Source organism: Pantoea coffeiphila (assembly GCF_016909495.1).
GTDB classification, from domain to species: Bacteria; Pseudomonadota; Gammaproteobacteria; order Enterobacterales; family Enterobacteriaceae; genus Erwinia; species Erwinia coffeiphila.
This window is the reverse complement of the sequence record NZ_JAFBFW010000004.1, coordinates 1-22,946: the sequence shown is the minus strand read 5'-3', so window position 1 is coordinate 22,946 and position 22,946 is coordinate 1. Positions and strand designations below refer to the sequence as shown.

The 22,946-nt window shown below is 56.1% G+C and carries 23 protein-coding genes and 1 other annotated feature; of the genes, 7 read left to right on the top strand and 16 right to left on the bottom strand.

What is annotated here, in order from left to right:
• Nucleotides 1–12 precede the first annotated feature (12 nt).
• The 3 genes from JOE09_RS13760 (at nt 13) to wzzB (ending at nt 3,668) form a co-directional block, all read left to right on the top strand.
• A complete protein-coding gene (locus JOE09_RS13760; RefSeq protein WP_205066168.1) occupies nt 13–780 on the top strand; it encodes a glycosyltransferase in 768 nt (255 codons plus the stop codon).
• 301 nt (nt 781–1,081) lie between these two features.
• A complete protein-coding gene (gndA, locus tag JOE09_RS13755) occupies nt 1,082–2,488 on the top strand; it encodes an NADP-dependent phosphogluconate dehydrogenase (protein WP_105591420.1) in 1,407 nt (468 codons plus the stop codon).
• 163 nt (nt 2,489–2,651) lie between these two features.
• Nucleotides 2,652–3,668 (top strand): LPS O-antigen chain length determinant protein WzzB, encoded by a 1,017-nt coding sequence (wzzB, locus tag JOE09_RS13750; RefSeq protein ID WP_205066167.1) that lies wholly within the window; start codon nt 2,652–2,654, stop codon nt 3,666–3,668.
• Between the two features lie 186 nt (nt 3,669–3,854).
• Here the strand turns inward: wzzB and JOE09_RS13745 are convergent, their stop codons facing one another.
• The 10 genes from JOE09_RS13745 to hisL form a co-directional block, all read right to left on the bottom strand.
• A complete protein-coding gene (locus tag JOE09_RS13745; RefSeq protein ID WP_205066166.1) occupies nt 3,855–4,340 on the bottom strand; it encodes a YbaK/prolyl-tRNA synthetase associated domain-containing protein in 486 nt (161 codons plus the stop codon).
• A gap of 59 nt (nt 4,341–4,399) precedes the next feature.
• Nucleotides 4,400–5,011 carry a bifunctional phosphoribosyl-AMP cyclohydrolase/phosphoribosyl-ATP diphosphatase HisIE gene (gene hisIE / locus JOE09_RS13740; protein WP_205066165.1) on the bottom strand — a complete coding sequence of 204 codons (612 nt, stop codon included), beginning with the start codon at nt 5,009–5,011 and terminating at the stop codon, nt 4,400–4,402.
• Complete coding sequence (hisF, locus tag JOE09_RS13735) at nt 5,005–5,781, bottom strand: imidazole glycerol phosphate synthase subunit HisF (RefSeq protein ID WP_205066164.1); 777 nt, start codon at nt 5,779–5,781, stop codon at nt 5,005–5,007. The genes hisIE and hisF overlap by 7 nt, the downstream gene beginning before the upstream one ends.
• On the bottom strand, nt 5,763–6,500 hold the full coding sequence (gene hisA / locus JOE09_RS13730) for a 1-(5-phosphoribosyl)-5-[(5-phosphoribosylamino)methylideneamino]imidazole-4-carboxamide isomerase (RefSeq protein ID WP_200546011.1): 738 nt from the start codon (nt 6,498–6,500) through the stop codon (nt 5,763–5,765). Before hisA ends, hisF begins: the two co-directional genes overlap by 19 nt.
• A 5-nt stretch (nt 6,501–6,505) precedes the next feature.
• On the bottom strand, nt 6,506–7,096 hold the full coding sequence (gene hisH, locus JOE09_RS13725; protein ID WP_200546012.1) for an imidazole glycerol phosphate synthase subunit HisH: 591 nt from the start codon (nt 7,094–7,096) through the stop codon (nt 6,506–6,508).
• Nucleotides 7,096–8,163, bottom strand: coding sequence for a bifunctional histidinol-phosphatase/imidazoleglycerol-phosphate dehydratase HisB (gene hisB, locus JOE09_RS13720; RefSeq protein WP_105591427.1), 1,068 nt, complete (start codon nt 8,161–8,163; stop codon nt 7,096–7,098). The genes hisH and hisB overlap by 1 nt, the downstream gene beginning before the upstream one ends.
• On the bottom strand, nt 8,160–9,254 hold the full coding sequence (gene hisC / locus JOE09_RS13715; protein ID WP_205066163.1) for a histidinol-phosphate transaminase: 1,095 nt from the start codon (nt 9,252–9,254) through the stop codon (nt 8,160–8,162). Before hisC ends, hisB begins: the two co-directional genes overlap by 4 nt.
• On the bottom strand, nt 9,251–10,558 hold the full coding sequence (hisD, locus tag JOE09_RS13710) for a histidinol dehydrogenase (protein ID WP_205066162.1): 1,308 nt from the start codon (nt 10,556–10,558) through the stop codon (nt 9,251–9,253). Before hisD ends, hisC begins: the two co-directional genes overlap by 4 nt.
• Nucleotides 10,559–10,562: 4 nt before the next feature.
• Entirely contained in the window at nt 10,563–11,462 is a 900-nt protein-coding gene (gene hisG / locus JOE09_RS13705) for an ATP phosphoribosyltransferase (RefSeq protein ID WP_105591430.1), read from the bottom strand.
• 90 nt (nt 11,463–11,552) lie between these two features.
• Nucleotides 11,553–11,675, bottom strand: a sequence feature (His leader region).
• Nucleotides 11,651–11,698 (bottom strand): his operon leader peptide, encoded by a 48-nt coding sequence (gene hisL / locus JOE09_RS13700; protein WP_100396937.1) that lies wholly within the window; start codon nt 11,696–11,698, stop codon nt 11,651–11,653. Its footprint overlaps the feature before it by 25 nt.
• A gap of 177 nt (nt 11,699–11,875) precedes the next feature.
• Here hisL and JOE09_RS13695 point away from each other — a divergent pair, with 177 nt between their 5' ends.
• Nucleotides 11,876–12,706 carry an SDR family oxidoreductase gene (locus tag JOE09_RS13695; RefSeq protein WP_205066161.1) on the top strand — a complete coding sequence of 277 codons (831 nt, stop codon included), beginning with the start codon at nt 11,876–11,878 and terminating at the stop codon, nt 12,704–12,706.
• A gap of 56 nt (nt 12,707–12,762) precedes the next feature.
• Here JOE09_RS13695 and JOE09_RS13690 read toward each other — a convergent pair whose 3' ends face one another.
• The 4 genes from JOE09_RS13690 to puuD are packed head-to-tail and all read right to left on the bottom strand — an operon-like array spanning nt 12,763 to nt 16,270.
• Entirely contained in the window at nt 12,763–13,590 is an 828-nt protein-coding gene (locus tag JOE09_RS13690; protein ID WP_239553088.1) for a hypothetical protein, read from the bottom strand.
• Between the two features lie 49 nt (nt 13,591–13,639).
• Nucleotides 13,640–14,914: an NAD(P)/FAD-dependent oxidoreductase gene (locus tag JOE09_RS13685; RefSeq protein WP_205066160.1), complete on the bottom strand. Its 1,275-nt coding sequence runs from the start codon at nt 14,912–14,914 to the stop codon at nt 13,640–13,642.
• Between the two features lie 40 nt (nt 14,915–14,954).
• A complete protein-coding gene (puuR, locus tag JOE09_RS13680; RefSeq protein ID WP_105591433.1) occupies nt 14,955–15,512 on the bottom strand; it encodes an HTH-type transcriptional regulator PuuR in 558 nt (185 codons plus the stop codon).
• Complete coding sequence (puuD, locus tag JOE09_RS13675; protein WP_200561057.1) at nt 15,509–16,270, bottom strand: gamma-glutamyl-gamma-aminobutyrate hydrolase; 762 nt, start codon at nt 16,268–16,270, stop codon at nt 15,509–15,511. The genes puuR and puuD overlap by 4 nt, the downstream gene beginning before the upstream one ends.
• Nucleotides 16,271–16,496: 226 nt before the next feature.
• Here puuD and JOE09_RS13670 point away from each other — a divergent pair, with 226 nt between their 5' ends.
• Together JOE09_RS13670 and JOE09_RS13665 are read left to right on the top strand one after the other, a co-directional pair.
• On the top strand, nt 16,497–17,915 hold the full coding sequence (locus JOE09_RS13670) for a type I glutamate--ammonia ligase (protein WP_205066495.1): 1,419 nt from the start codon (nt 16,497–16,499) through the stop codon (nt 17,913–17,915).
• Nucleotides 17,916–18,396: 481 nt separating this feature from the next.
• Entirely contained in the window at nt 18,397–19,764 is a 1,368-nt protein-coding gene (locus tag JOE09_RS13665) for an APC family permease (RefSeq protein WP_105591437.1), read from the top strand.
• Between the two features lie 78 nt (nt 19,765–19,842).
• Here the strand turns inward: JOE09_RS13665 and sbcB are convergent, their stop codons facing one another.
• Nucleotides 19,843–21,270: an exodeoxyribonuclease I gene (sbcB, locus tag JOE09_RS13660; RefSeq protein ID WP_205066159.1), complete on the bottom strand. Its 1,428-nt coding sequence runs from the start codon at nt 21,268–21,270 to the stop codon at nt 19,843–19,845.
• Between the two features lie 177 nt (nt 21,271–21,447).
• On the opposite strand from sbcB, the gene JOE09_RS13655 reads away from it, so the two are divergent.
• A complete protein-coding gene (locus JOE09_RS13655; RefSeq protein ID WP_205066158.1) occupies nt 21,448–22,629 on the top strand; it encodes a tyrosine-type recombinase/integrase in 1,182 nt (393 codons plus the stop codon).
• Here JOE09_RS13655 and JOE09_RS13650 read toward each other — a convergent pair.
• Complete coding sequence (locus tag JOE09_RS13650; RefSeq protein WP_205066157.1) at nt 22,610–22,801, bottom strand: helix-turn-helix transcriptional regulator; 192 nt, start codon at nt 22,799–22,801, stop codon at nt 22,610–22,612. The genes JOE09_RS13655 and JOE09_RS13650 overlap by 20 nt on opposite strands.
• Between the last annotated feature and the right edge of the window lie 145 nt (nt 22,802–22,946).

Sequence of the window (22,946 nt, the reverse complement as noted above, 5' to 3'; positions counted from 1 at the left end):
TTCAGGGGTGTAATGAACATCTATATTAGCGTTGTTTCGCATGGTCATGCCGAAATGATTAAGCAGATTAACTGTCTGCCGCAGTTAGCGAAACAGTTTAACGTTGTATTGAAGTGTAATAAACCACAAGATGCAGAGGCATTGAGTGACTGGTGTGCAGATAATAATATCGTCATTATAAAAAGTGACTATGGTTTAGGCTTCGGTAAAAACAATAATTTCGTCTTTGACTACTGCCAGCAGAAACTCAGCATGCAGGGAGAGGATATTTTTATTGTGCTTAATCCTGACTTGTATATCACAGCTGAACAAATTGCAGAACTTGTGGAAAATATGCAGAGAGATCGCGTGGCGTTTGCCGCCATCAATCTTTTTAAGAATGATGAAAAAACGATCTATGATAATTCTATACGCAAGTTCCCGACCCTGAAGGACTTCTTCCAGTCATTTATTTTCGGGGTCAATAAATGCATCATTGATAAGTCTAAAGTTTTTGCGCCCACGCCCGTAGACTGGACCGCCGGATCGTTTATGGCTCTCAAAGCGAGCCACTATCAACAGCTTTCTGGATTCAATGAAAAGTACTTTATGTACTGTGAAGATATCGATTTGTGTTATCGCTCTCAGCTGCTGAAAGTACCCGTGGTTTATTATCCAACGATTCATGCTCTGCATTTTGCCAAGCATGCTAACCGCAGCGTGTTCTCTCGTCATTTTATGTGGCACTTACAGAGTACATTCAGATTTCTAATCTATAAGTTCACCCATCGTCTGAGTTAGTGAAGACGTGCGTAAGGTTATTTAACCGCGATATTACTTGAATTTATTAGCTGAGCGATTGATGCAATAAAACTTATGATGGCAGGCTGATTTTATTCATCATGAGTGCTTAATTAAGCATCAGACCTTACTGAGAAGCGATAATTGCGGCACTTTTTAGAGGGGTATTTGGTGAGTTTTATTCAATATATCTGACTATCGCACCAATCACTATCCACATTACCTAAACCTGAGTTAACATGTCTGGAACATTGACCGCAGTCACATTGCTGCAGGAAAAATCACGTAGACAGGAGTAGGTATGTCCAAGCAACAGATCGGCGTTGTGGGTATGGCTGTTATGGGCCGCAATCTGGCACTCAACATTGAGAGCCGCGGCTATTCAGTTTCTATCTTCAACCGCTCTCGTGAGAAAACCGATGAAGTGGTCGCAGAGAACCCAGGTAAAAATCTGGTTCCGCACTACACCGTCGAAGAGTTTGTTGACTCACTGGAAAAACCTCGTCGTATCCTTCTGATGGTGCAAGCCGGTGAAGCGACCGATAAAACTATCGCATCCCTGACTCCACATCTGGATAAAGGCGACATCCTTATCGATGGCGGTAACACCTTCTACAAAGACACCATTCGCCGTAACCGCGAACTGTCTGAGCAGGGCTTCAACTTTATCGGTACCGGTGTTTCCGGTGGCGAAGAGGGCGCACTGAAAGGCCCATCTATCATGCCTGGCGGCCAGAAAGAAGCTTACGAGCTGGTTGCTCCTATCCTGGCTGAAATTGCAGCACGTGCCGAAGGTGAAGCCTGTGTGGCTTACATGGGTCCGGACGGTGCGGGTCACTATGTTAAAATGGTGCACAACGGCATCGAATACGGCGACATGCAGCTGATTGCTGAAGCCTACTCTCTGCTGAAAGGCGCGCTGAACCTGAGCAATGACGAGCTGGCGAAAACCTTCAGCGAGTGGAACGAAGGCGAGCTGAGCAGCTATCTGATCGACATCACCAAAGATATCTTCACGAAGAAAGATGAAGAGGGTAACTACCTGGTTGATGTAATCCTGGATGAAGCGGCAAACAAAGGTACCGGTAAGTGGACCAGTCAGAGCTCCCTGGATCTCGGTGAGCCGCTGTCACTGATCACCGAATCCGTGTTTGCCCGTTACCTCTCCTCGCTGAAAACTCAGCGCGTAGCGGCATCTAAAGTGCTGACCGGTCCAACCGTACAGGCTGTATCAGGCGACAAAGCCGAGTTCGTTGAGAAAGTACGCCGCGCGCTGTACCTGGGCAAAATCGTTTCCTATGCACAGGGCTTCTCTCAGCTGAAGGCTGCTTCAACAGAGAACAACTGGGATCTGCACTACGGCGAAATCGCGAAAATCTTCCGCGCTGGCTGTATCATCCGTGCTCAGTTCCTGCAGAAAATTACCGATGCCTATGCCGATAACGCTGACATCGCTAACCTGCTGCTGGCTCCGTACTTCAAAAACATCGCTGACGAATACCAGCAGGCGCTGCGTGACGTTGTGGCTTATGCCGTGCAGAACGGTATCCCAACCCCAACCTTCTCTGCTGCGATCGCCTACTACGACAGCTACCGTTCAGCGGTACTGCCAGCGAACCTGATTCAGGCTCAGCGTGACTACTTCGGTGCGCATACCTATAAGCGTACTGATAAAGACGGTGTGTTCCACACCGAATGGCTGGATTAATTCAGTCTGCAACCTCCCGCTAAGCGGGAGGTTGTTTCATCCAAAATAGTCCTTCTCGACTATTTTAAGAAATTCCCCATCGCACCTCGCTGACTCTTCAACTATTTTTACCTATACTGACTTCCTTTGCGTTAGCTTTCTTTGTTTGAGTAAATTGAAAATTATGAGTCGCGATAGCCATTCCAATTCTGAGCAGAATCCGCATCACCAAAATTCCTATAGCCGTGATGAAGAACTCGGTCTGCTGGATATCCTCGTCCAGCTATGGGCCGGTAAAAAAATTATAATTGCATCGATCGTCGTCACCGTGCTGTTGGCGCTGGCCTACGTCTTGCTGGCAAAAGAGAAGTGGACTTCAAAAGCGATTGTGACGCTGCCAGCAGCAGGTCAGGTGGCGAACTATAACGCCGCGTTAAGCGTGTTGTATGCGCAGAGCCCGCAGGACAAACCCGCTATCGGCGATCTACAACAGCAGCTGTTTAACCGATTCGGCAGTTCAATCAGTGCACTCTCATCCGAACTGGAAAACCTGGATGAACCGCTGGAGCTGAAAGTTCAGCAGGTGATTAAAGGCAGCCGCGAACCGCTGCGCATCTCCTTCACCGCGGAAACCGCAGAGCAGGCACGTAAGCAGCTGGGTGAGTACATTCAGCGAGTGAACGACGACGTTGTGGACGATTACGGTGCCGATATTCGCCGCAGCCTGAGCGTAAAAACCCGCGAGCTGACGGATTCACTGGATACGCAGAAGCAGGTTGCGCTGGATAAAAAGCAGCTGCGCATTGATGTGATTAAGCAGTCGCTGAAAATTGCGGAAGCGTCAAACATTACCCGCTCACAGCTTAATCAGGCCGAGTTCCTGTCCGATGATACGATGTACCTGCTGGGCACCGTTTCTCTGCAGGCGATGATTGCTAATGAAGCGACGAAGCCGCTGCCGCTTGATAGTGCCTATTACGACACGCAGCGTTCACTGTTAGCGATGACCCATCTGAAAATTCAGGTGGATAACCTGCAATCTTTCCGCTATATCGCACCGGGCGATCTGCCTGTGCGTCGTGACAGTCCAAAGCGCGTACTTACGGTCCTGCTGTCGATTATCCTTGGTGGTATTATCGGCTCCGGCATCGTAATTGGTCGCGTGGTGAGTCAGCAGTATCGTCAGCGTAAACAGTCTTAAACATTGACGCAGCGGCCGGCGCGATCCGGCCGCACTTTATCTCTCTGCACGACTCATCATGCCCACGAATTGATCGGCGTACTCTCGCCCTTTACCACCGCTGCAGCATCCTGCCTGCACAGTTACGGCGTAATGAACCACGCTCTGGCCTCGTTACCATCATATTCGCACTTCAGGCCACCGCACTTACACTTCTTCCCGCAAGAAACTCAGGATCGTCGGTGCCGCAATGCGCTGATAGTCTGCCGTGTTCAGCACCATGGATTTCTCCAGCAGCCCGGCGTTAAACGCCAGCTCTTCATAGCGTGTCAGCAGGCTGGGATCGGCAACCAGCAACAAATCCTGGTGAAAGCTGAAAGGGGGGATCGCACCAAACACGCAGCCGGTCAGCTTATCTACTTCCGCCGGACTGGCCAGCGAGGCGCGCAGGCCGCCCAGCGCCGACGCCAGTCTGGAGAGATCGGCCTGCTTATCGGCAGGCAGCACCGCCAGCACGTGCTGCTTCACACCGTTACCCTTCACGTGGCACACCAGCGCTTTTGCACCCTGCCCGAGTGCGGTGCCGCGCAGTGCAGCCACATCTTCACATTTCCCCATCGCCGCGTGTTCCATCACCCGATAACGCGCCTGCTGTTCGTCGAGCAGGGTGGTAAGTTGATCAAAGGTACTCATGATTGCTCCCTGTAAAAAAATAAGGGCCGGATAACCGGCCCCTTTAGCATAGTGAACGATTACTTGTGCCGCTGGCGCAGATTTTCAATCACCGCCGACAGGTTCAGCTCCTGATCCTGTAACAGCACCAGCAGATGATAAACCAGATCGGAGGCCTCGTTGGTCAGTTCGAAGCGGTCGTTAACCGTTGCGGCCAGCGCGGTTTCCACGCCTTCTTCACCCACTTTCTGCGCGATGCGCTTGGTGCCGCTGGCATAAAGGCTGGCGGTGTATGAGCTTTTCGGATCGGCATGCTTGCGTTCGGCCAGCAGCTGCTCCAGCTGATAGAGGAAGGTCCAGTCCGGTGCGGCCGGAGAGAAGCAGCTGGAAGTGCCAAGGTGGCAGGTTGGGCCCACCGGATTGACCAGCACCAGCAGCGTATCATTATCGCAGTCCGGGGTGATGCTGACCACGTTAAGGAAGTGCTCGGAGGTTTCCCCTTTGGTCCACAGGCGCTGCTTGGTCCGCGACCAGAAGGTCACTTTGCCTGTGGCCAGGGTTTTATCCAGCGCTTCCTGATTCATATAACCGTGCATCAGAACTTCGCCGGAAACGGCGTGCTGCACGACGGCGGGCATCATCCCGTCAGTTTTTACCCAGTCCAGCTTAGCCAGCTGTTGTTCAGTTAACATGCGCGGATCTCCACACCTTTTTCTACCAGGAACGCTTTCAGTTCCCCAATATTGATAATCTGCTTATGGAAGACGGACGCGGCCAGCGCACCGTCGACGTCGGCATCGCGGAATGCCTGATGGAAGTGTTCCATGGCGCCCGCGCCGCCGGAGGCGATCAGCGGCACCTTACACACTTCACGTACTTTTTGCAGCTGCACCAGATCGTAGCCGTTGCGCACGCCGTCCTGATTCATCATATTCAGCACGATTTCACCGGCACCGCGCTTCTGCACTTCCTGCACCCAGTCGAGGGTTTCCCACTTTGTGACGCGGGTACGGCTTTCGTCGCCGGTGTACTGATTAACGTGATACTTGCCGCTTTCGCTGTCGTACCAGGTATCAATGCCGACCACGATGCACTGCACGCCGAAGCGATCGGCCAGGCGGGTGATCAGCTCCGGATCGGCCAGCGCCGGGGAGTTAATCGAAATCTTGTCGGCACCGAAGGAGAGCAGCAGCGCGGCGTCTTCCACAGACTTAATGCCGCCCGCCACGCAGAAGGGAATATCGATCACTTCCGCCACGCGTGAGATCCAGCTTTTATCCACCACGCGGCCATCGCTTGATGCGGTGATATCATAAAACACCAGCTCGTCGGCACCTTCCTGGGCATAGCGCTGCGCCAGCGGCACGATGTCACCGATGATCTCGTGATTACGGAACTGCACGCCTTTGACCACCTGGCCGTCGCGCACGTCGAGGCAGGGAATTATCCGTTTTGCCAGCATGAAATTGCCTCCGATACGTTGAATTTACCTTCCAGCAGCGCGCGACCGACGATCACGCCCTGCGCACCGCTGCCGCGCAGGGCGGCAATGTCGTCCAGCGAGCCGATGCCGCCGGAGGACTGGAAGGCAATTTGCGGATAGCGCGCGGAGACTTCGCGATACAGCTCAACGTTTGAGCCGCTGAGCGTGCCGTCGCGGGAGATATCGGTGCACAGCACGTGCTTCAGGCCAAACGGCAGGAACTGGTCGATGACCTCCTCCAGCGTGATCCCGCTGGCTTCCTGCCAGCCGCTGATCGCCACTTCTTTACGGTTGTTGGCATCAATGCGCACGTCCAGCGCCAGTACGATGGCTTCCGCGCCGTACTGCTTAAACCACTGCTGAACCTCTTCCGGCTGCTTAATCGCCGTCGAACCGACTACCACGCGAGTTGCGCCGGCGTTAAGCAGCGCCTCAACGTCGTCTTTGGTGCGGATGCCGCCGCCAACCTGCACCGGCACGCTGACGCCCGCCAGCAGTTTGGTCAGCAGGGGGATCTGGCGTGCCGCCGGATCTTTCGCGCCGGTCAGATCGACCAGATGCAGCACGGTCGCGCCCTGAGCCTGATAATCCTGCAGGCGCGGCAGAGGATCGCTGCCGTAGTCGCGCTGCTGGCCGTAGTCGCCCTGGTGCAGGCGCACCACTTTGCCATCAATTAAATCTAACGCCGGGATAATCATACCGGTTACATCTCCAGGAAATTTTTCAGCAGCTGCGCGCCAGCGGCACCGGAACGCTCAGGGTGGAACTGCACGCCGTAGAAGTTATCTTTCTGCACCGCAGCGGTAAACGGTGACCCGTAGTTGCACTGGGCAATGGTGTACGGATTAACCGGCATGGCGTAGCCGTGAACGAAATAGAAGTACGAACCGTCTTCAATACCGCGGAACAGATGATTACCGGCCTGCGAAGTAATCTGGTTCCAGCCCATATGCGGCAGCGGCAGGCCAACATCCTGCATCCGCTCAACCGGATGTTCGATGACATCCAGCGTCGGAATACCGCCGTTTTCATCGCTGTGCGAGCCGAGCAGCTGCATACCCAGGCAGATGCCCAGCACCGGCTGCGTACAGGCTTTGATCAGCTCGATCAGATCGCGTTCGCGCAGCTGGTCCATCGCCGCCTGCGCGGTGCCGACGCCCGGCAGAAACAGCTTGTCGGCGTTCAGTACGATATCGGCTTCACGGCTGACCTGCGGGTTGTAGCCCAGGCGCTGTATGGCCCACTTTACCGAGGAGAGGTTGGCGCAGCCGGTATCCAGGATCACCACGTCCATTACAGTACCCCTTTCGAGCTTGGCAGCGTGTTGCCCTCTACGCGGATCGCCTGACGCAGGGTGCGGCCGAAGACTTTAAACAGGCTTTCCACGCGATGGTGATCGTTTTTGCCTTTGGTGCGCAGGTGCAGAGTGCTGGCCATGGTGTAGGAGAGCGAACGGAAGAAGTGTTCCACCATCTCGGTGCTCAGATCGCCCACGCGCTGATAGCTGAACTCGGCTTTGTATTCCAGGTGCGGGCGGCCGGAGATATCCAGCGCGCAGCGCGCCAGGCATTCATCCATCGGCAGCACGAAGCCAAAGCGACCAATGCCGCGCTTATCGCCCAGCGCTTTCAGCAGCGCTTCGCCCAGCGCCAGGCCGGTGTCTTCCACCGTGTGGTGATCGTCAATGTACAGATCGCCCTTCACGTCGATATTCATGCGGAAACCGCCGTGGGTGGAGATCTGATCGAGCATATGGTCGAAGAAGCCGACGCCGGTGCTGATTTTGCTGTCGCCTTCGCGGTCCAGCCACACTTCAACCTTGATCTGCGTCTCTTTGGTGCTGCGGTTGACCAGCGCGTAGCGATCGCGTTTGGTCAGCTGCTCTTCAATCTGCGACCAGCTCAGGCCGTTTTTGCCGTACAGCAGGCCGGTGATGCCCATATTCTGTGCCAGCTGAACGTCGGTAGCGCGGTCGCCGATCACATAGCTGTTGGCGGTATCCAGCGCGCCTTCGGCCAGCCACTGGGTGACCATTTTGGTTTTTGGCTTGCGGCAATCGCAATTATCTTCCGGCTTGTGCGGGCAGATCAGGATATCGTCAAACTTCACGCCCTGAGAGGTGAGGATCTGCATCATCAGATTGTGCGGGCCGTCGAAGTCCGCCTGCGGGAAGCTGCTGGTGCCCAGTCCGTCCTGATTGGTGATCATCACCAGCCGGAAGCCGGCTTTCTGCAGCGACAGCAGGGCGGGGATGGCATCCGGCTCAAAGGCCAGTTTATCCATGCGGTCCACCTGAAAATCTTCCGGCGGCTCAGAAATAATGGTGCCATCGCGATCGATAAAAAGGACTTTCTGACTCATGCTTGCTCCTGAGGTACGGTTGCGCCGGGTAAGGACTTCAGCGCGCTGATAACACGGTCACACTCTTCACGGGTGCCGATGGAAATACGCAGGCATCCGGACAGTCCCGGCTGCTTATTCTGGTCGCGCAGGATAATACCCTGATCCCACAGCGTCTTGAAGACCTGGCTGGAGGCCGTAAAGCGCGCGAGAATATAGTTGGTTTCACTGTTAAACACGTCTTCAACGCAGTCACACTGGCGCAGATCGGCAATCAGCTTTTCGCGGTTGGCGATCAGCTGGGCGACGTGTTCACGCATCAGCGCAATTCCTTCGTCGCTCAGCGCCTGCCCGGCGATATCCGCGACGGGGGTGGAAAGCGGGTAAGGGGCAATCACCTTCATCAACAGTGCGATCACTTCGGCGTTGGCCAGGGTGAAGCCGCAGCGCAGCCCCGCCAGCGCAAAGGCTTTCGACAGCGTGCGCAGAACCACCAGGTGCGGATAATCTTTCAGCCAGCCGGCCAGCGACGCCTGCGGGCAGAATTCGATGTAGGCTTCATCGGCGACCAGCAGCGCTTTACCACGCGTCATCTCCAGCAGCTCACGGAAATCATCCGGGTTGATCAGGTTACCGGTCGGGTTATTCGGGCTACAGACGTAAACCAGCTTCACGCCGTCCAGCTGTTCCGCAATGCCGGACAAATTCAGCTGCCAGTCTTCACGCGCTTCAACGGTGCGGTACTCCACGCCGATGGTTTCCGCGCTGACGCTGTACATGCCGTAGGTTGGCGGGCAGAACAGCACCGCATCTTTACCCGGCTCGCAGAAGGCGCGCATCAGCAGCTCAATGCCTTCGTCGGCACCGCGGCTGACCAGCACCTGATCCGCATTCAGACCGGCGTAAGCGGCATAGCGCTCAATCACCAGCTTCGGCTGGCACTCCGGGTAACGGTTCAGCGTCTGCTGGCTGAGGTCAAACGGCACAGGCAGCGGATATTCGTTGGCGTTCAGCCAGACGTCACCGTTGCCGCCCAGGCGGCGGGCGGACTGATACGGCGTCAGCGCGCGAACGTTTGCGCGGGCCAGCGCTTCGACGGAATTCGTGCTCATGGTTTCTCCTTCAGTGCGGCTACGCGCAGGGTCACGGCGTTCTTGTGGGCAATCAGCTGCTCGGCCGCGGCCAGCGTTTCAATGGTCGCCGCCAGGCCCATGAAGCCTTCCTGCGTCAGTTCCTGCACCGTCATTCGCTTCTGGAAGTCCGCCAGGCCCAGGCTGGAATACGTGGCGGTATAGCCATAGGTCGGCAGCACGTGGTTGGTCCCGGAGGCATAATCGCCTGCGGACTCCGGCGACCAGTCACCGAGGAATACCGAACCGGCGCTGGTGATGCTTTCCACCAGATCGCGCGCCTGGCGGGTCTGAATAATCAGGTGCTCTGGCCCGTAGCGGTTGCTGATCTCCACGCACTGCTGCAAATCGCGCACCACAATCAGGCGGCTGCTTTCCAGCGCTTTGGCGGCGGTGGCGGCGCGCGGCAGTTCGGCCAGTTGCCGATCCACGGCGGCGGCAACGGCTTCCGCCATCGGCAGAGAAGGCGTTAGCAGCACCACCTGCGAGTCCGGGCCGTGCTCGGCCTGTGACAGCAGGTCAGAAGCGACGAAATCCGGCGTTGCGCCCTCATCGGCGATGACCAGCACTTCCGACGGACCGGCAGGCATATCGATCGCCGCACCGTCCAGGCGCTGGCTGATCTGGCGCTTGGCTTCGGTGACGTACGCGTTGCCCGGGCCAAAGATTTTGTCCACTTTCGGCACGCTTTCGGTGCCGAACGCCAGCGCGGCAATTGCCTGCGCGCCGCCGACCTGGAACACTTCCTGCACGCCGCACAGTTTGGCTGCGTAAAGGATTTCATCGGCAATCGGCGGTGGCGAGCACAGCACCACGCGGCGGCAGCCGGCGATGCGGGCAGGAGTGGCCAGCATCAGTACGGTGGAGAACAGCGGTGCAGAACCGCCGGGAATATACAGACCCACCGAGGCCAGCGGGCGGGTCACCTGCTGGCAGCGCACGCCGGGCTGGGTTTCAATATCCACCGGCGGCAGTTTCTGCGCCACGTGGAAGGTATCAATATTGGCGACCGCAACGGCCATCGCCTGCTTGATTTCTGAACCGAGGCGCGCGCAGGCGTCCTCGATTTGCTGCTCGCTGACGCGCAGCGCATCAACCTGCGTTTTATCAAAGGTGGCACTGTAGTAACGCAGCGCATCGTCACCTTCGGCTTTAACCTTCTCGAGAATACCGCGCACGGTGGTGCTGATACTGTCCGAGGCAGAAATCGCCGGGCGGGTCAGCAGCGCCTGCTGCTGCTCTTCACTAGAATCCTGCCAGGCAATGGGGGTCATCGTGGTCGCCATGGGGTTACTCCATCATCTTCTCAATTGGCAGCACCAGAATGGAGCTGGCCCCGAGGGATTTCAGTTTTTCCATGGTTTCCCAGAACAGCGTTTCGCTACTGACCATGTGCATGGCTACGCGGCTCTTATCGCCTGCCAGCGGCAGAACGGTAGGGCGCTCGGCACCCGGCAGCAGGGAAATGATGTCTTCCAGACGCTCGCTCGGCGCGTGCAGCATGATGTATTTTGATTCGCGAGCCTGAATCACGCCCTGAATACGGGTCATCAGCTTGTCGATCAGCTCCTGCTTGGCGGCAGGCATTTCGCCGTCGCGCTGGATCAGGCAGGCTTTAGAGCGGTAAATCACTTCCACTTCACGCAGGCCGTTGGCTTCCAGCGTGGCGCCGGTAGACACCAGATCGCAGATCGCATCGGCCAGACCGGCGCGCGGTGCCACTTCCACCGAGCCATTCAGCAGGCAGGATTTGAAGTTAACGTTTTGCTTATCGAGGTATTTTTTCAGCAGGTGCGGGTAGGAGGTGGCAATACGGGAGTTCTGTAAACAGGCCGGTCCGGTATATTCGTCATCCACCGGCATCGCCAGCGACAGGCGGCAGCCGCCGAAATCCAGGCGACGCAGGGTGAAATAGCGCGGATCTTCGCCCTGAGCGCGGCGGGTCAGCAGCTCTTCTTCCAGCACGTTCTCACCGATAATGCCGAGGTCAACCACGCCATCCATCACCAGGCCCGGAATATCGTCATCGCGTACGCGCAGGATATCAATCGGCATGTTCTCAGCGAAGGCGATCAGGCGCTGCTGCTGCAGGTTAATTTTGATGCCGCAGCGGGCCAGCAGTTCGCGTGATTCGTCACTTAAACGGCCTGATTTCTGCATAGCTATGCGTAAACGGGTGTTATCTAACATCGGTGCTAATCCTCTTTATCCTGTCTGCTTTATATTCATTATGCCGTTGGTCAGTCCGTCATCTCAGCATTCGGGCTCTGTGTTCAGCCCAAAAAAAAGCCCCCGGAAGGTGATCTTCCGGGGGCCATTTCGCGTTTATGCACCACTGGAAGATCCTGAACGTCTTCCAGCACACATCGCCTGAAAGACTAGTCAGGGTGATGGTGGTGATGATGGTTAAACTGAACGCGAGTCATAAAATTCTCTTGGATGAATGTCTATTTATATCGTGACAAATAACCTAACCAGGATGGTGAGATGACGCAACACTTTTTTGTCAATGTTGAAAGATTCTCTTATTAACTGGCGGTTGTCACCGGCATTGGGCTGGCGTAGCCTGATGCAAACGGGTTGCATAAAACGGGAGCAAGAGGATGAAGAGAGTCGCAATTGTCGGACTGGGCTGGCTGGGAATGCCGCTGGGGCTGTCGCTCACCGCCGCCGGAATGCAGGTCACCGGCAGCAAAACCACGCCGGACGGCGTTGAGGCTGCGCGCATGTGTGGTATTGAAAGCTACGTGCTGGAACTCAACCCGGAACTGGTCTGCGAGGCGGATGACCTTGCCGCCTTGCTGAGCGTTGATGCACTGGTGATTACCCTTCCCGCCAGCCGCACGGCTTCCGGCGGCGAAAGCTATCTGCTGGCGGTACAGCAGCTGGTGGACAGCGCGCTGGCGTTTAACATACCGCGCATTATCTTCACCAGCTCAACGTCCGTGTATGGCGATCGCCCGGGCTTGACCAAAGAGAGCAGCGATCTGCTACCGGTTACCGTTGCCGGGCGCACGCTGCAGGAGCTGGAAAGCTGGCTGCATAAGCTTCCCGGCACCTCGGTAGATATTCTGCGGCTTGCCGGGCTGGTAGGACCGAAGCGCCATCCGGGGCGTTTCCTTGCCGGAAAAGAGGGGCTGAGCAATGGTGAGCAGGGGGTGAACCTGGTGCATCTTGAGGATGTGATTGAAGCCATCCGGCTGCTGCTCCAGCGGCCGAAAGGCGGCCATATTTACAATCTCTGCGCCCCGGTTCATCCGTCACGAAAAGAGTTTTATCCCACCGTTGCACGCCAGCTTGGCCTGATGCCGCCGACCTTTATTGACGACGGCACCGGTAAAGACGGCGGTAAAATCATCGACGGCAGCAAAATCTGCCGCGAACTGGGCTTTGAATATCGCTACCCGGACCCGGGCAAGATGCCGCTGGCTTAAGCCCCCACCGCACTGCCAATCCTGATGCCCTGCACGGATGCAGGGTGGTTCTCACGTCAGGCCGCATTCTCCGGAATGTGAGTGAAAAAAGCCGGATCGATCTGCTGCTCTTTAAGCCAGGGATGGATGGCCAGATAGCGGTAAACCGCCGGACCCGGCGTTAGCGGCGGGTACTGATAAATTTCATCCAGCCGCTCCAGCGTGGTGTGCAGCATCGGATTGCGGCAGTACAGACCGATCTCCTCGCTGCCGTCCTTAATCTCCTTTTGCAGCTGCGCGATGATCCACAGCGTCGGTCGCCACCAGTCATAGGCGAAATCCACGTGGCGGATCACCGTCGCCGCCGCCTGGCGGTGCGAAAGCATGGCAAAGAAGTTAAGCACATTATCCAGTTTCAGCCGCGCGTTGCGATCCAGCGCAATCACCTCATCCAGACTCATCCCGTTAAGCTCTGGCTTCAGTTCGGCATACGCCGCTGCGGCCGAGGCCGGGAAGGGCTTTCTTCCGATTGGAAACAGGCGGCTGCTGAGATATTCCGCATACGCTTTATTTCTCACCGCAATGAGCAGCGCGAGAAACGCCTCGTCTTTCACCTTCTGAAACTCATCGGTGGTGAAGGTCGTTAATAGCTCGAAAATGGAACGCTCAACCAGATCCTTCGCGGATCGCTCTGATTCGATGTACTGAAAGCGGAAGGTAATCACCACCCCGGTAAAGGCCAGCGCGGTGAACAGCACGTTAATGGCGTTGTAGATTGCGCCGGTAGGTTCGCCGAAGGCCGCGCTGGAAACATAGCGGGAGAGGGGGTACGCCGCTGCCCAGAACAGGATGATGCCAAAAACCACAATAATGAAGAAACGGGTGTTGCTACTGGTTGAATTCATGACGGTTCCTCAGGTGACCGGCCCGCATTTTACTGCGAACCGGCCGGATTTAAACCCCTAGTCGGTCACGCAGCGCATACCAGGCGGCCCCGATCGCGGTCAGCGGCACGCGCAGGGTGCGGCCGCCGGGGAAGGGCAGATGCGGCAGTTTCGCAAAGGCATCAAAGCGTTCGGCGTCACCGCGCATCGCCTCGGCGATCAGACGACCGGAAAGATGGGTGCTGGTCACCCCGTGGCCGCTGTCGCCCTGCATGTAGTAAACGCCGTTTTCCAGGCGGCCAAACTGCGGCATTCTTGACAGCGTCAGCAGGAAGTTGCCGCTCCACGCGTAATCAAACTTCACCCCGGCCAGTTGGGGGAAGGTTTTCAGCAGCTTGGGGCGGATCAGCGCATCAATATCAGACGGTTCGCGCGCGCCGTAGATCACCCCGCCGCCGTACAGCAGGCGGTTATCGGCGGTCAGTCGGAAATAGTCCAGCAGGTAGTTACAGTCCTCAACGCAGAAGTTGTTCGGCAGCAGCGACTGTGCCACTTCGGCGGAGAGCGGCTCGGTGGCAACAATCTGCGAACCGCAGGGCAGGCTTTTTTTCGCCAGCCGGGGTTCAAGATGCGGTGCCAGATAGGCATTACCGGCAAAAATCACAAATCGTGCCTGAACCTGCCCGTGTTCGGTACTGATGCGGTGCGGCGAACCGTACTGCACGGATGTCACCGCCGAACGCTCAAAGATTCGCCCGCCGTGGCGGCGAATGGCTTCGGCCTCGCCCAGCGCCAGATTCAGCGGGTGAATATGCCCACCGCTGCGGTCCAGCAGCCCGCCGACGTAGCGGTCGCTGCCTACTTCGCGGCGAATCTCCTCGCGGTCCAGTAGCTCAAGCTGGTGGTTGCCATAGCGCCGCCAGCGTTCCGACTGCGCGTCAAGATGCTGCATCTGTCGCGGGGTGAGGGCGGCAAAAACACCGCCGGGGCGATAATCACAGTCAATGGCGTAGCGGTCGATGCGATCGCGAATAATTGCCGCACCCTCAAACATCATGCTGCCCAGCAGCTGTGCGGTTTCGCTGCCGTAGCGCTGTTCGATAACATCGACATCTCGGCTGTAGGAGTTAACAACCTGCCCGCCGTTGCGGCCGCTGGCGCCAAAACCAACCTGTGCCGCCTCCAGTACCACCACATCATAGCCCGCTTCGGTCAAAAACAGCGCCGAGGAAAGGCCGGTAAACCCGCCGCCGATGATGCACACGTCGCACTGAATACTCTCTTTCAGCTGCGGCCAGGCTTCGTGCGGGTTGGCGGTTGCTGCATAGTAGCTATTCACATGCATATTTTTTCCCTTATGCCCGGCTGCACCGGGCCTGTCGTGGCTAAAACGTTGCGGGCGTATGGGCGCTGATAATGCAGCAGCGCCGGGAAGAAGAATTGGTAAAGCTGTGGGGGTTGCCGGTATCAATGACATAGCTTTGCCCGGCATGCAGGTGATAGCTCTGGCCGTTGATATTCAGCGTGATCTCACCCTCCAGCAGCGTGCCGGTTTCCTCACCCTGATGGCGTATTTTTTCTCCGGTTGTTGAGCCTGGCTCATAAGTTTCCAGCAGCATGGCCAGCGTTCTGCGGGCGTTGCCGTTGTGGATCAGGCGAAGCGAAACCCCCTGGCCGCCGATATCGATCAGCTCATGCTCCTCAATCACCACTTTAGGTACTTCATCCACCACCGGCTCTGAGAAAAACTCCGACAGCGAGAGGCCGTAAACCTTGAGTAACTTTTGCAGCGTGCTGACTGCCGGGCTGACTTTATCTTGCTCAATGGTGCTGATCGCACTGTGCGTCAGGCCCGAAAGCTCCGCCACGCGGCGCTGTGACAAACCCATCTGCTGCCGGAGCTCGGATAAACGCCGTCCGGGAGCCAGGGTGATTTCGCTCATAGCCTTTCCTTTCTGAAACGCTGGCTGGCCGCGATCAGCCCGCCAAAAATCTGGCGGGAGGGCTCCGAACCGGCGCTTTGCCATTCCGGGTGCCACTGAACCGCCAGGGCAAAGGGATGCTGAGAATGACTGACGGCTTCGATCAGTCCGTCGGCGGAACGCGCTTCGGGCCGCATTTTTGCGCCCAGCGTGCGTATTCCCTGCTGGTGCAGGGAGTTGACCCGCAGCCTGCTGGCGTGGTTTACCAGCGATGAGAGCAGGCCGTCCGGCTCCAGCCAGACCTCATGAACCGGTGAGTACTGTTCCTCCAGCGTCAGGGAGGGATCTTCGCGGTGATCCTGCATGCCGGCCACCAGATGCAGCTGGCGGTGCAAATCACCGCCGGTGGCAACCACCAGTTCCTGCAGCCCCCGGCAAATCGCCAGCAGCGGCATCCGGTTTTCCAGCGCGTAGTTGACCAGCGCAAAGGCCAGGCGGTCGCGGCCGGGATCGGCATCCGGTTCTTCCCCGGACTGATGATAATGATGGGGTTCGATATTGCTTGGGCTGCCGGTGAGTAAAATGCCATCCAGCGCAGCCATAGCGTTTTCTAATAGATGAGGGGCTGACATCAGCCCGTGGGGCAGCGCCAGTGGAATTCCGCCTGCCAGCAGAACGGCGTCGAGATATTTGTTGTGTACCATCTGCGTCGGATGGCCGTTTTTATCGACCTGGCACATCACCACGCCAATCAATGGTTTGTCAAAAATAATGCCCATTCTCACCCCGTTACACTGTTCAAAATATCAACCGGTGGAACCGCCCGTGGCGCAAAACTGTGCAATATTATGTCAATCTAGCAACGGCTTGGGTAATATTCAAACGTGATGAGGTGAAAAATAAAGCAGTTAGTTACATTTGCACACTCTTTGTGTTGGCGCTATGTTAATAGTGTGGCTGTTATTTTGAGCAACGCTCAACAACGAAACGAACCTGGTGGGTGGCATCATGACCAATATTGTCGAAGTTGAAGACTTCACGCGGCACAGTGAAGAGAAACGAACCACCGCGTTCCAGAGTGAAGTGCAAACTTACCTGGAACGCCATCCTGAAACGCAGTACGTCGATATCCTCCTCAACGATTTAAATGGTGTTTTCCGCGGTAAACGCATTCCGATTGCCAGCCTGAAGAAACTGGATAAAGGCTGTTACTTCCCGGCTTCTGTCTATGCCATGGATATCCTCGGCAACACCGTGGAAGAAGCGGGGCTGGGCCAGGTACTGGGTGAACCGGATAATATCTGCGTTCCCGTTGAAGGTTCTTTAATTCCCTCCGCTTCCGATCCCGAACATCTGGCGCAAATTCTCCTGACCATGCGCAATCAAGATGGCACTCCCTTTGACGTTGAACCCCGTAATGTCCTCAACCAGCTGTGGCAGCAGCTGCGCAATCGAGGGCTGTTCCCGGTGGTAGCGGTAGAGCTGGAGTTCTATCTGGTCGATAAACAGCGCGATGCCGAAGGCTATATTCAGCCGCCGTGCGCGCCGGGCAGCGACGAGCGCAATATGCAAAGCCAGGTGTATTCCGTTGATAATCTCGATCACTTTGCCGACGTGCTGAGTGAAATCGACGAGCTGGCGAAGCAGCAGGGTATCCCGGCAGACGGCGCGCTGGCGGAAGCGTCTCCGGGCCAGTTTGAGATCAACCTGCACCACACGCGTAATGCGCTGAGCGCCTGCGATCACGCCGTGCAGCTGAAGCGGCTGATCCGTCAGGTGGCCGAACGCCACGGCATGAATGCCACCTTTATGGCCAAGCCGTACGAAGAGTACGCCGGTAGCGGTATGCATGTGCATATCAGCATGCTGGATGCCGCCGATCATAATGCCTTTATCTGCGATGACGGCAGCGATTCGCCGCTGCTGAAGCGTGCCCTGGCCGGGATGATCGATTTGATGCCGGCTTCGATGGCGCTGCTGGCACCCAACGTTAACGCCTACCGCCGTTTCCTGCCGGATGCGTTCGTTCCGCTACAGGCCTCCTGGGGCCACAATAATCGCACTGTGGCGCTGCGTATCCCCTGCGGCGACAGCGACAATCACCGCGTGGAATATCGCGTTGCCGGGGCCGATGCTAATCCTTATCTGGTGATGGCGGCGATTCTGGCCGGTATCCTGCACGGGCTGGATAACCAGCTGCCGCTGCCGGTCGCGGTGAAAGGTAACGGGCACGAGGCGGAGGGCAACCCGCTGCCGATCCGCCAGAGCGATGCGCTGTATGAGTTTGAGCAAAGCCATGCATTACAGAAACTGCTGGGTACGCGTTTCGGTTTTGTCTGGCACAGCTGCAAGCATCACGAGCTGATGCACTTTGAGCGGCTAATCACCGCAACGGAAATTGACTGGATGCTAAAAAACGCCTGAAGGCCCGGCTGGCAGGCGCTGAACGCGGGTAATCGTCTGTGTAACAGTGCTTTGCCAGTTAGGATTAAACGTAAATTTGTAACTGAAGGTCTCAAAAGCTTGTCAGGGTGCCTCCGTTTGGTGCAAAATATGCGCCCTGCATTAGAAGATCACGTAACCGACGCTAATTAATCCTGGCGGCGGTTATTTTTTTTATGCAGGTAAACGAATTTTGTATTTTAAGAGGCCGGTCCAGAACCGGATAGATATAAGCTTTCAGCACACACAGTGACGTGTCTTATTGAGGAAACAAACATGGGGCAACATCTTCTTACTCCAGCATCTGCTGGTATTCGCCAACGCGACGACTACGGCGCGAAAGCAGGATCTTTTTCTACTCCTGCCTGCTATTCCCTCAATCCTCTTATGAAAGACTATCGCAGTACGCGAAGTTTCCCTGTGGTTCAACCCAGAAAGGTTGACTCTATGGGGAGGCTGAATCATGTCGCTTAATACCGCTACTCCTGGCGCACAGCCTCGCGCACACCTGAAGAAAACGCTGACGTTAATGCCTGTAGTGATGATGGGCCTGGCTTACATGCAGCCAATGACCCTCTTCGATACCTTTGGCATTGTTTCCGGCTTAACTGACGGCCACGTAGCTACCGCATACGCATTTGCGCTGATTGCTATTCTGTTTACCGCGCTGAGCTACGGCCAGCTGGTTCGTCGTTTCCCGTCTGCGGGTTCGGCCTACACCTATGCGCAGAAAGCGATTAGCCCACACGTCGGCTTTATGGTCGGCTGGTCTTCACTGCTTGATTATCTGTTTATGCCGATGATCAACATTCTGTTGGCCAAAATTTACTGGGAAGCACTGGTTCCCGGCATTCCATCATGGATTTTCGTGATTATGCTGGTGGGCTTTATGACCCTGTCTAACCTGAAAGGCATTAAAACCGTTGCTAACTTCAACAGCGTGATCGTTGTGCTGCAGGTGGCGGTGATGGTGGTCATTATGGGTATGGTGGTCTGGGGCGTAGCGCACGGCGAAGGTGCCGGTACGCTGGTCAGCAGCAAGCCATTCTGGTCCGAAAATGCCCACGTTGTTCCGATGATTACGGGAGCGACCATACTCTGCTTCTCGTTCCTCGGCTTCGACGGCATCAGTTCGCTGTCTGAAGAGACTAAAGACGCCGGGCGCGTGATCCCGAAAGCGATCTTCCTGACCGCATTAATCGGTGGCGTGATCTTTGTCGTGGTTTCTTACTTCCTGCAGCTGTACTTCCCGGATATCTCTCGCTTTAAAGATCCGGATGCATCACAGCCGGAAATCATGCTGTACGTGGCGGGCAAAGCCTTCCAGTTCGGCATCCTGATTTTCTCCTGTGTCACCGTACTGGCTTCAGGCATGGCGGCCCACGCTGGCGTATCGCGTCTGATGTACGTGATGGGCCGTGATGGCGTGTTCCCGGAGCGTTTCTTCGGCTATATCCATCCGAAGTGGCGTACCCCGGCGCTGAACGTGCTGCTGGTTGGTGCTATCGCGCTGACCTCCATCACCTTTGACCTGGTCACTGCCACGGCGCTGATTAACTTCGGTGCGCTGGTCGCGTTTACCTTCGTAAACCTGTCGGTAATTTCGCAGTTCTGGATCCGTGAAAAGCGTAACAAAACGCTGAAAGATAACTTCACCTTCCTGATCCTGCCGATGCTGGGTGCGCTGACAGTTGGCGCGCTGTGGATCAACCTGGAAGAGAGCTCAATGGTTCTCGGCCTGGTGTGGGGCGCAATTGGTCTGATTTATCTGGCCTTCGTGACTCGCAGCTTCCGCAATCCGGTGCCGCAGTGTAGCGAAGACCTGATGTAACGGCGGTTAAGCTTTGCATTAAAAAGGGGCGGTTCGTGTGAACCGCCCCTTTTTTTACCTATAGATCATCGAAAATCGTCAGGAAGTCAGCTCGCGGGCATACTCGAACAGCGCCTTCAGCTGCGCCAGTTTTCCTGCATCACCTTCATACTGGTTATACAGCATCTCCAGTTCCTGCACGTAATCCTGCACGCGCTGCGGATTCAGCGCTTCGCGACGGTGCTGTAGCCAGCGTTTCTGTTCTGCATCATCGAGCGTGCCGGGGAAATTGCGCGCGCGGAAACGGAACAGCAGCTTCTCAATGCGGGCATCTGCAAAGGTTAAATCCAGCGCGGGCAGATTCTCCGCCGCCGTCTGGCGAATAATATTCATTGCCTGGCGATCCGCGTCGCTAAAGAAGCCGTTATACAGCTGGGCATCAACATCCTCCGACGGGGTAAACGGCTCCGCTTCTGCAAACAGCGTCACCACTTTTTCACGCACTTCCGGGTGCTGACGCAGCAGGGCGAGGTTATCCAGGCAGCGCTGGCGATCGATATCCAGGCGGGCCGCATCTTCCGGGCGCAGGGTATTGGCCGGAGCCACCACCGGGCATTTATTGATATGTACCAGCTTAAGCGGCACCGGCGAGGCGTCGCCCAGCTCATCGCGCCGGGTATACAGCCGTTCACGCAGCTGGTCTGCATCCAGTGTCAGGAGGGGCGATATATCGCCAGCCAGGTCGCAGGTAATTAGTGCATTACGGTTGTCGGGATGCCAGGCGAGCGGGGCGATCCAGCTGGTATTACCGCGCGCCGCGCCAAACATACCGGAAATATGCACCAGCGGTTTCATCTGCGGGATATCCACCAGGGCGGTAATCTTTTGCTTATTGCGATGGGTAAACAGGAAGTCGTACAGCCTTGGCTGCTTTTCTTTGACCAGCTTCGCCATGGCAATCGTGGCATAGACATCCGACATCGCATCGTGGGCGTTGGCATGTTCCACGCCGTTGGCTTTGGTCAGATGCTCAAGGCGGAAGCTGGGAAAACCGTCGTCGTTTTCCGGCCAGACAATCCCTTCCGGGCGCAGGGCGTAACAGGCGCGCATCACATCCAGCAAATCCCAGCGGCTGTTGCCGTTCTGCCAGCTCCATGCATAGGGGTCGTAAAAATTACGATAGAATAGATTACGGCTCACCTCATCATCAAAGCGCACGTTGTTATAGCCAACGATGCAGGTGCCGGGTTCGCTGAACAGCTGGTGGATACGGCGGGTAAACTCTACCTCGGTGACGCCACGCGCGCGCGCAATCTGCGGCGTGATGCCGGTAATCATCACCGCTTCCGGCTGCGGCAGGTAGTCATCAGCGGGCTGGCAGTAAAACACTTCCGGCTCACCAATAATGTTGAAATCCATATCGGTACGGATCCCGGCGAACTGGGCCGGACGGTCCAGAGACGGGCTTTTGCCGAAGGTTTCGTAATCGTGGAAGAGGAAGGTAGGCTGTACAGTTTCGTTCTTCAAATTTTAAATCCGTTCATTATAGTTCGTTAACTTGTTGATTCGAAAGCGTTAGAACTAACTCTTCCACCTGGTTTTTACTGTATATGTTTACAGTTGTTTGTTGCTGTTCGCGTTTGTTCATGCCATATTGCGTACATAACTGGTACAGAACCCAAAAAAACGTGTGTACAGAAAACTATGGCCCTCAGCGACACTAAACTCCGCTCCCTACATGGTAAACCATATTCCGGCAGTCCTGAAGTCGCAGATGGCGATGGCCTCGGCGCGCGCATTTCACCGAAAGGGGTGATCGCCTTCCAGTATCGCTACCGCTGGCAGGGCAAGGCGGTCCGCATATCCATCGGAAGGTACCCGGCCATGAGCCTGAAAGAGGCCAGGAACATTACTGCTGAATTGCGCCTGCTTTATGACGCCGGTAAAGATCCGCGCGCGTACTTTGAAAAAGCGACCGGCGAGTCAGTAATGACGGTTGCCGACTGCCTGTCCTACTGGAAGGAGCAGTACGTCGATATTTCTCTGCGGCCCAACACTCAGGCGTTGTATCACTCAACGGTAATAAAGCATATGAGCGGTGCATTCCCTGGCCGGGCCATTGGTGACATTACAGTTAAGCAGTGGATCGATTTTTTCTCGAGAGAGGAGAGGGAGAACCCACGGCGCGCCCGACAACTACTTACGCAGGCAAGATCCGCGATCGGCTGGTGCATCCGCCGGCAGGTAATCGACAACTCTTCGCTTATGCGTATTGCCCCTCGTGACGTCGGTGCAAGGTCTGAAAGCGGAAGCAGGGTGCTCACGTACCCCGAGCTGGCTCAGATCTGGGTCGCCATCGAACGCAGCCGGGCCGCAACGTCCAATAAGCTGCTGCATCAGATGCTGATGCTTTGGGGCGCGCGCGTATCAGAACTGCGGCTTGCCGAGCGCAGAGAATTTGATATGGAAAGCATGGTTTGGACTGTCCCAAAAGAGCACAGCAAGATGGGGAATCTGATCCGCAGGCCCATATTCAAGCAGATTGAACCGCTGCTGCAAAAGGCGATGCTGACTTACGACCAGATTTTATTCCCGGGCGCTGAGATAGCGAAGCCTCTCTGCATTGCTGCGGCTAACAGGTATATTTTGCGGATCAGGGATTCGTTGGATTTGAGTTACTGGCGAGCGCATGACTTCAGGCGAACCCTGGTCACGCGCTTGTCGGAGGAAGGGGTAGCCCCGCACGTCACGGAAAGGATGCTGGGGCATGAGCTGGGAGGGGTGATGGCGGTGTATAACAAACACGACTGGCTGGAGGATCAGCGTCAAGCTTATGAGATGCACGCTGAAAAACTGTTCTGGCACGTCAGGAAGCTTTCTGGTTGATGCCGCCATTCAGCAACCACTCATCCACTGCCGATCGCAGATAGGCTTTTGGGTGGGTGCGAACCGGCTTAGGGAAGTTGTATTCTCGGCAGTATTTCCACATCGTTGTGCGTGATGAAACGTGCAATTTTTCCATCACTTCGCTTTCTTTGATCAGGGTGGTGTCGGTCATAGATACCTCTTCATTCAGATTGGATTAAGCGACCTGCTGATCGCGGGTGGTGCAGAGTTCTGGCAGGTTGGCGCGTACAAGCGCTTCAGCGAACGGTGGCGGCACGGCGTTGCCACAGCGTGCTACCTGCTTGTCTTTCGCGTAC

What these genes read in the sequence shown, in the direction of transcription:
- JOE09_RS13760 (WP_205066168.1), top strand. Translation starts at nt 13, where the DNA reads ATGAACATCTATATTAGCGTTGTTTCGCATGGTCATGCCGAAATGATT.
- gndA (WP_105591420.1), top strand. Translation starts at nt 1,082, where the DNA reads ATGTCCAAGCAACAGATCGGCGTTGTGGGTATGGCTGTTATGGGCCGC.
- wzzB (WP_205066167.1), top strand. Translation starts at nt 2,652, where the DNA reads ATGAGTCGCGATAGCCATTCCAATTCTGAGCAGAATCCGCATCACCAA.
- JOE09_RS13745 (WP_205066166.1), bottom strand. Translation starts at nt 4,340, where the DNA reads ATGAGTACCTTTGATCAACTTACCACCCTGCTCGACGAACAGCAGGCG.
- hisIE (WP_205066165.1), bottom strand. Translation starts at nt 5,011, where the DNA reads ATGTTAACTGAACAACAGCTGGCTAAGCTGGACTGGGTAAAAACTGAC.
- hisF (WP_205066164.1), bottom strand. Translation starts at nt 5,781, where the DNA reads ATGCTGGCAAAACGGATAATTCCCTGCCTCGACGTGCGCGACGGCCAG.
- hisA (WP_200546011.1), bottom strand. Translation starts at nt 6,500, where the DNA reads ATGATTATCCCGGCGTTAGATTTAATTGATGGCAAAGTGGTGCGCCTG.
- hisH (WP_200546012.1), bottom strand. Translation starts at nt 7,096, where the DNA reads ATGGACGTGGTGATCCTGGATACCGGCTGCGCCAACCTCTCCTCGGTA.
- hisB (WP_105591427.1), bottom strand. Translation starts at nt 8,163, where the DNA reads ATGAGTCAGAAAGTCCTTTTTATCGATCGCGATGGCACCATTATTTCT.
- hisC (WP_205066163.1), bottom strand. Translation starts at nt 9,254, where the DNA reads ATGAGCACGAATTCCGTCGAAGCGCTGGCCCGCGCAAACGTTCGCGCG.
- hisD (WP_205066162.1), bottom strand. Translation starts at nt 10,558, where the DNA reads ATGGCGACCACGATGACCCCCATTGCCTGGCAGGATTCTAGTGAAGAG.
- hisG (WP_105591430.1), bottom strand. Translation starts at nt 11,462, where the DNA reads ATGTTAGATAACACCCGTTTACGCATAGCTATGCAGAAATCAGGCCGT.
- JOE09_RS13695 (WP_205066161.1), top strand. Translation starts at nt 11,876, where the DNA reads ATGAAGAGAGTCGCAATTGTCGGACTGGGCTGGCTGGGAATGCCGCTG.
- JOE09_RS13690 (WP_239553088.1), bottom strand. Translation starts at nt 13,590, where the DNA reads ATGAATTCAACCAGTAGCAACACCCGTTTCTTCATTATTGTGGTTTTT.
- JOE09_RS13685 (WP_205066160.1), bottom strand. Translation starts at nt 14,914, where the DNA reads ATGCATGTGAATAGCTACTATGCAGCAACCGCCAACCCGCACGAAGCC.
- puuR (WP_105591433.1), bottom strand. Translation starts at nt 15,512, where the DNA reads ATGAGCGAAATCACCCTGGCTCCCGGACGGCGTTTATCCGAGCTCCGG.
- puuD (WP_200561057.1), bottom strand. Translation starts at nt 16,270, where the DNA reads ATGGGCATTATTTTTGACAAACCATTGATTGGCGTGGTGATGTGCCAG.
- JOE09_RS13665 (WP_105591437.1), top strand. Translation starts at nt 18,397, where the DNA reads ATGTCGCTTAATACCGCTACTCCTGGCGCACAGCCTCGCGCACACCTG.
- JOE09_RS13655 (WP_205066158.1), top strand. Translation starts at nt 21,448, where the DNA reads ATGGCCCTCAGCGACACTAAACTCCGCTCCCTACATGGTAAACCATAT.
- JOE09_RS13650 (WP_205066157.1), bottom strand. Translation starts at nt 22,801, where the DNA reads ATGACCGACACCACCCTGATCAAAGAAAGCGAAGTGATGGAAAAATTG.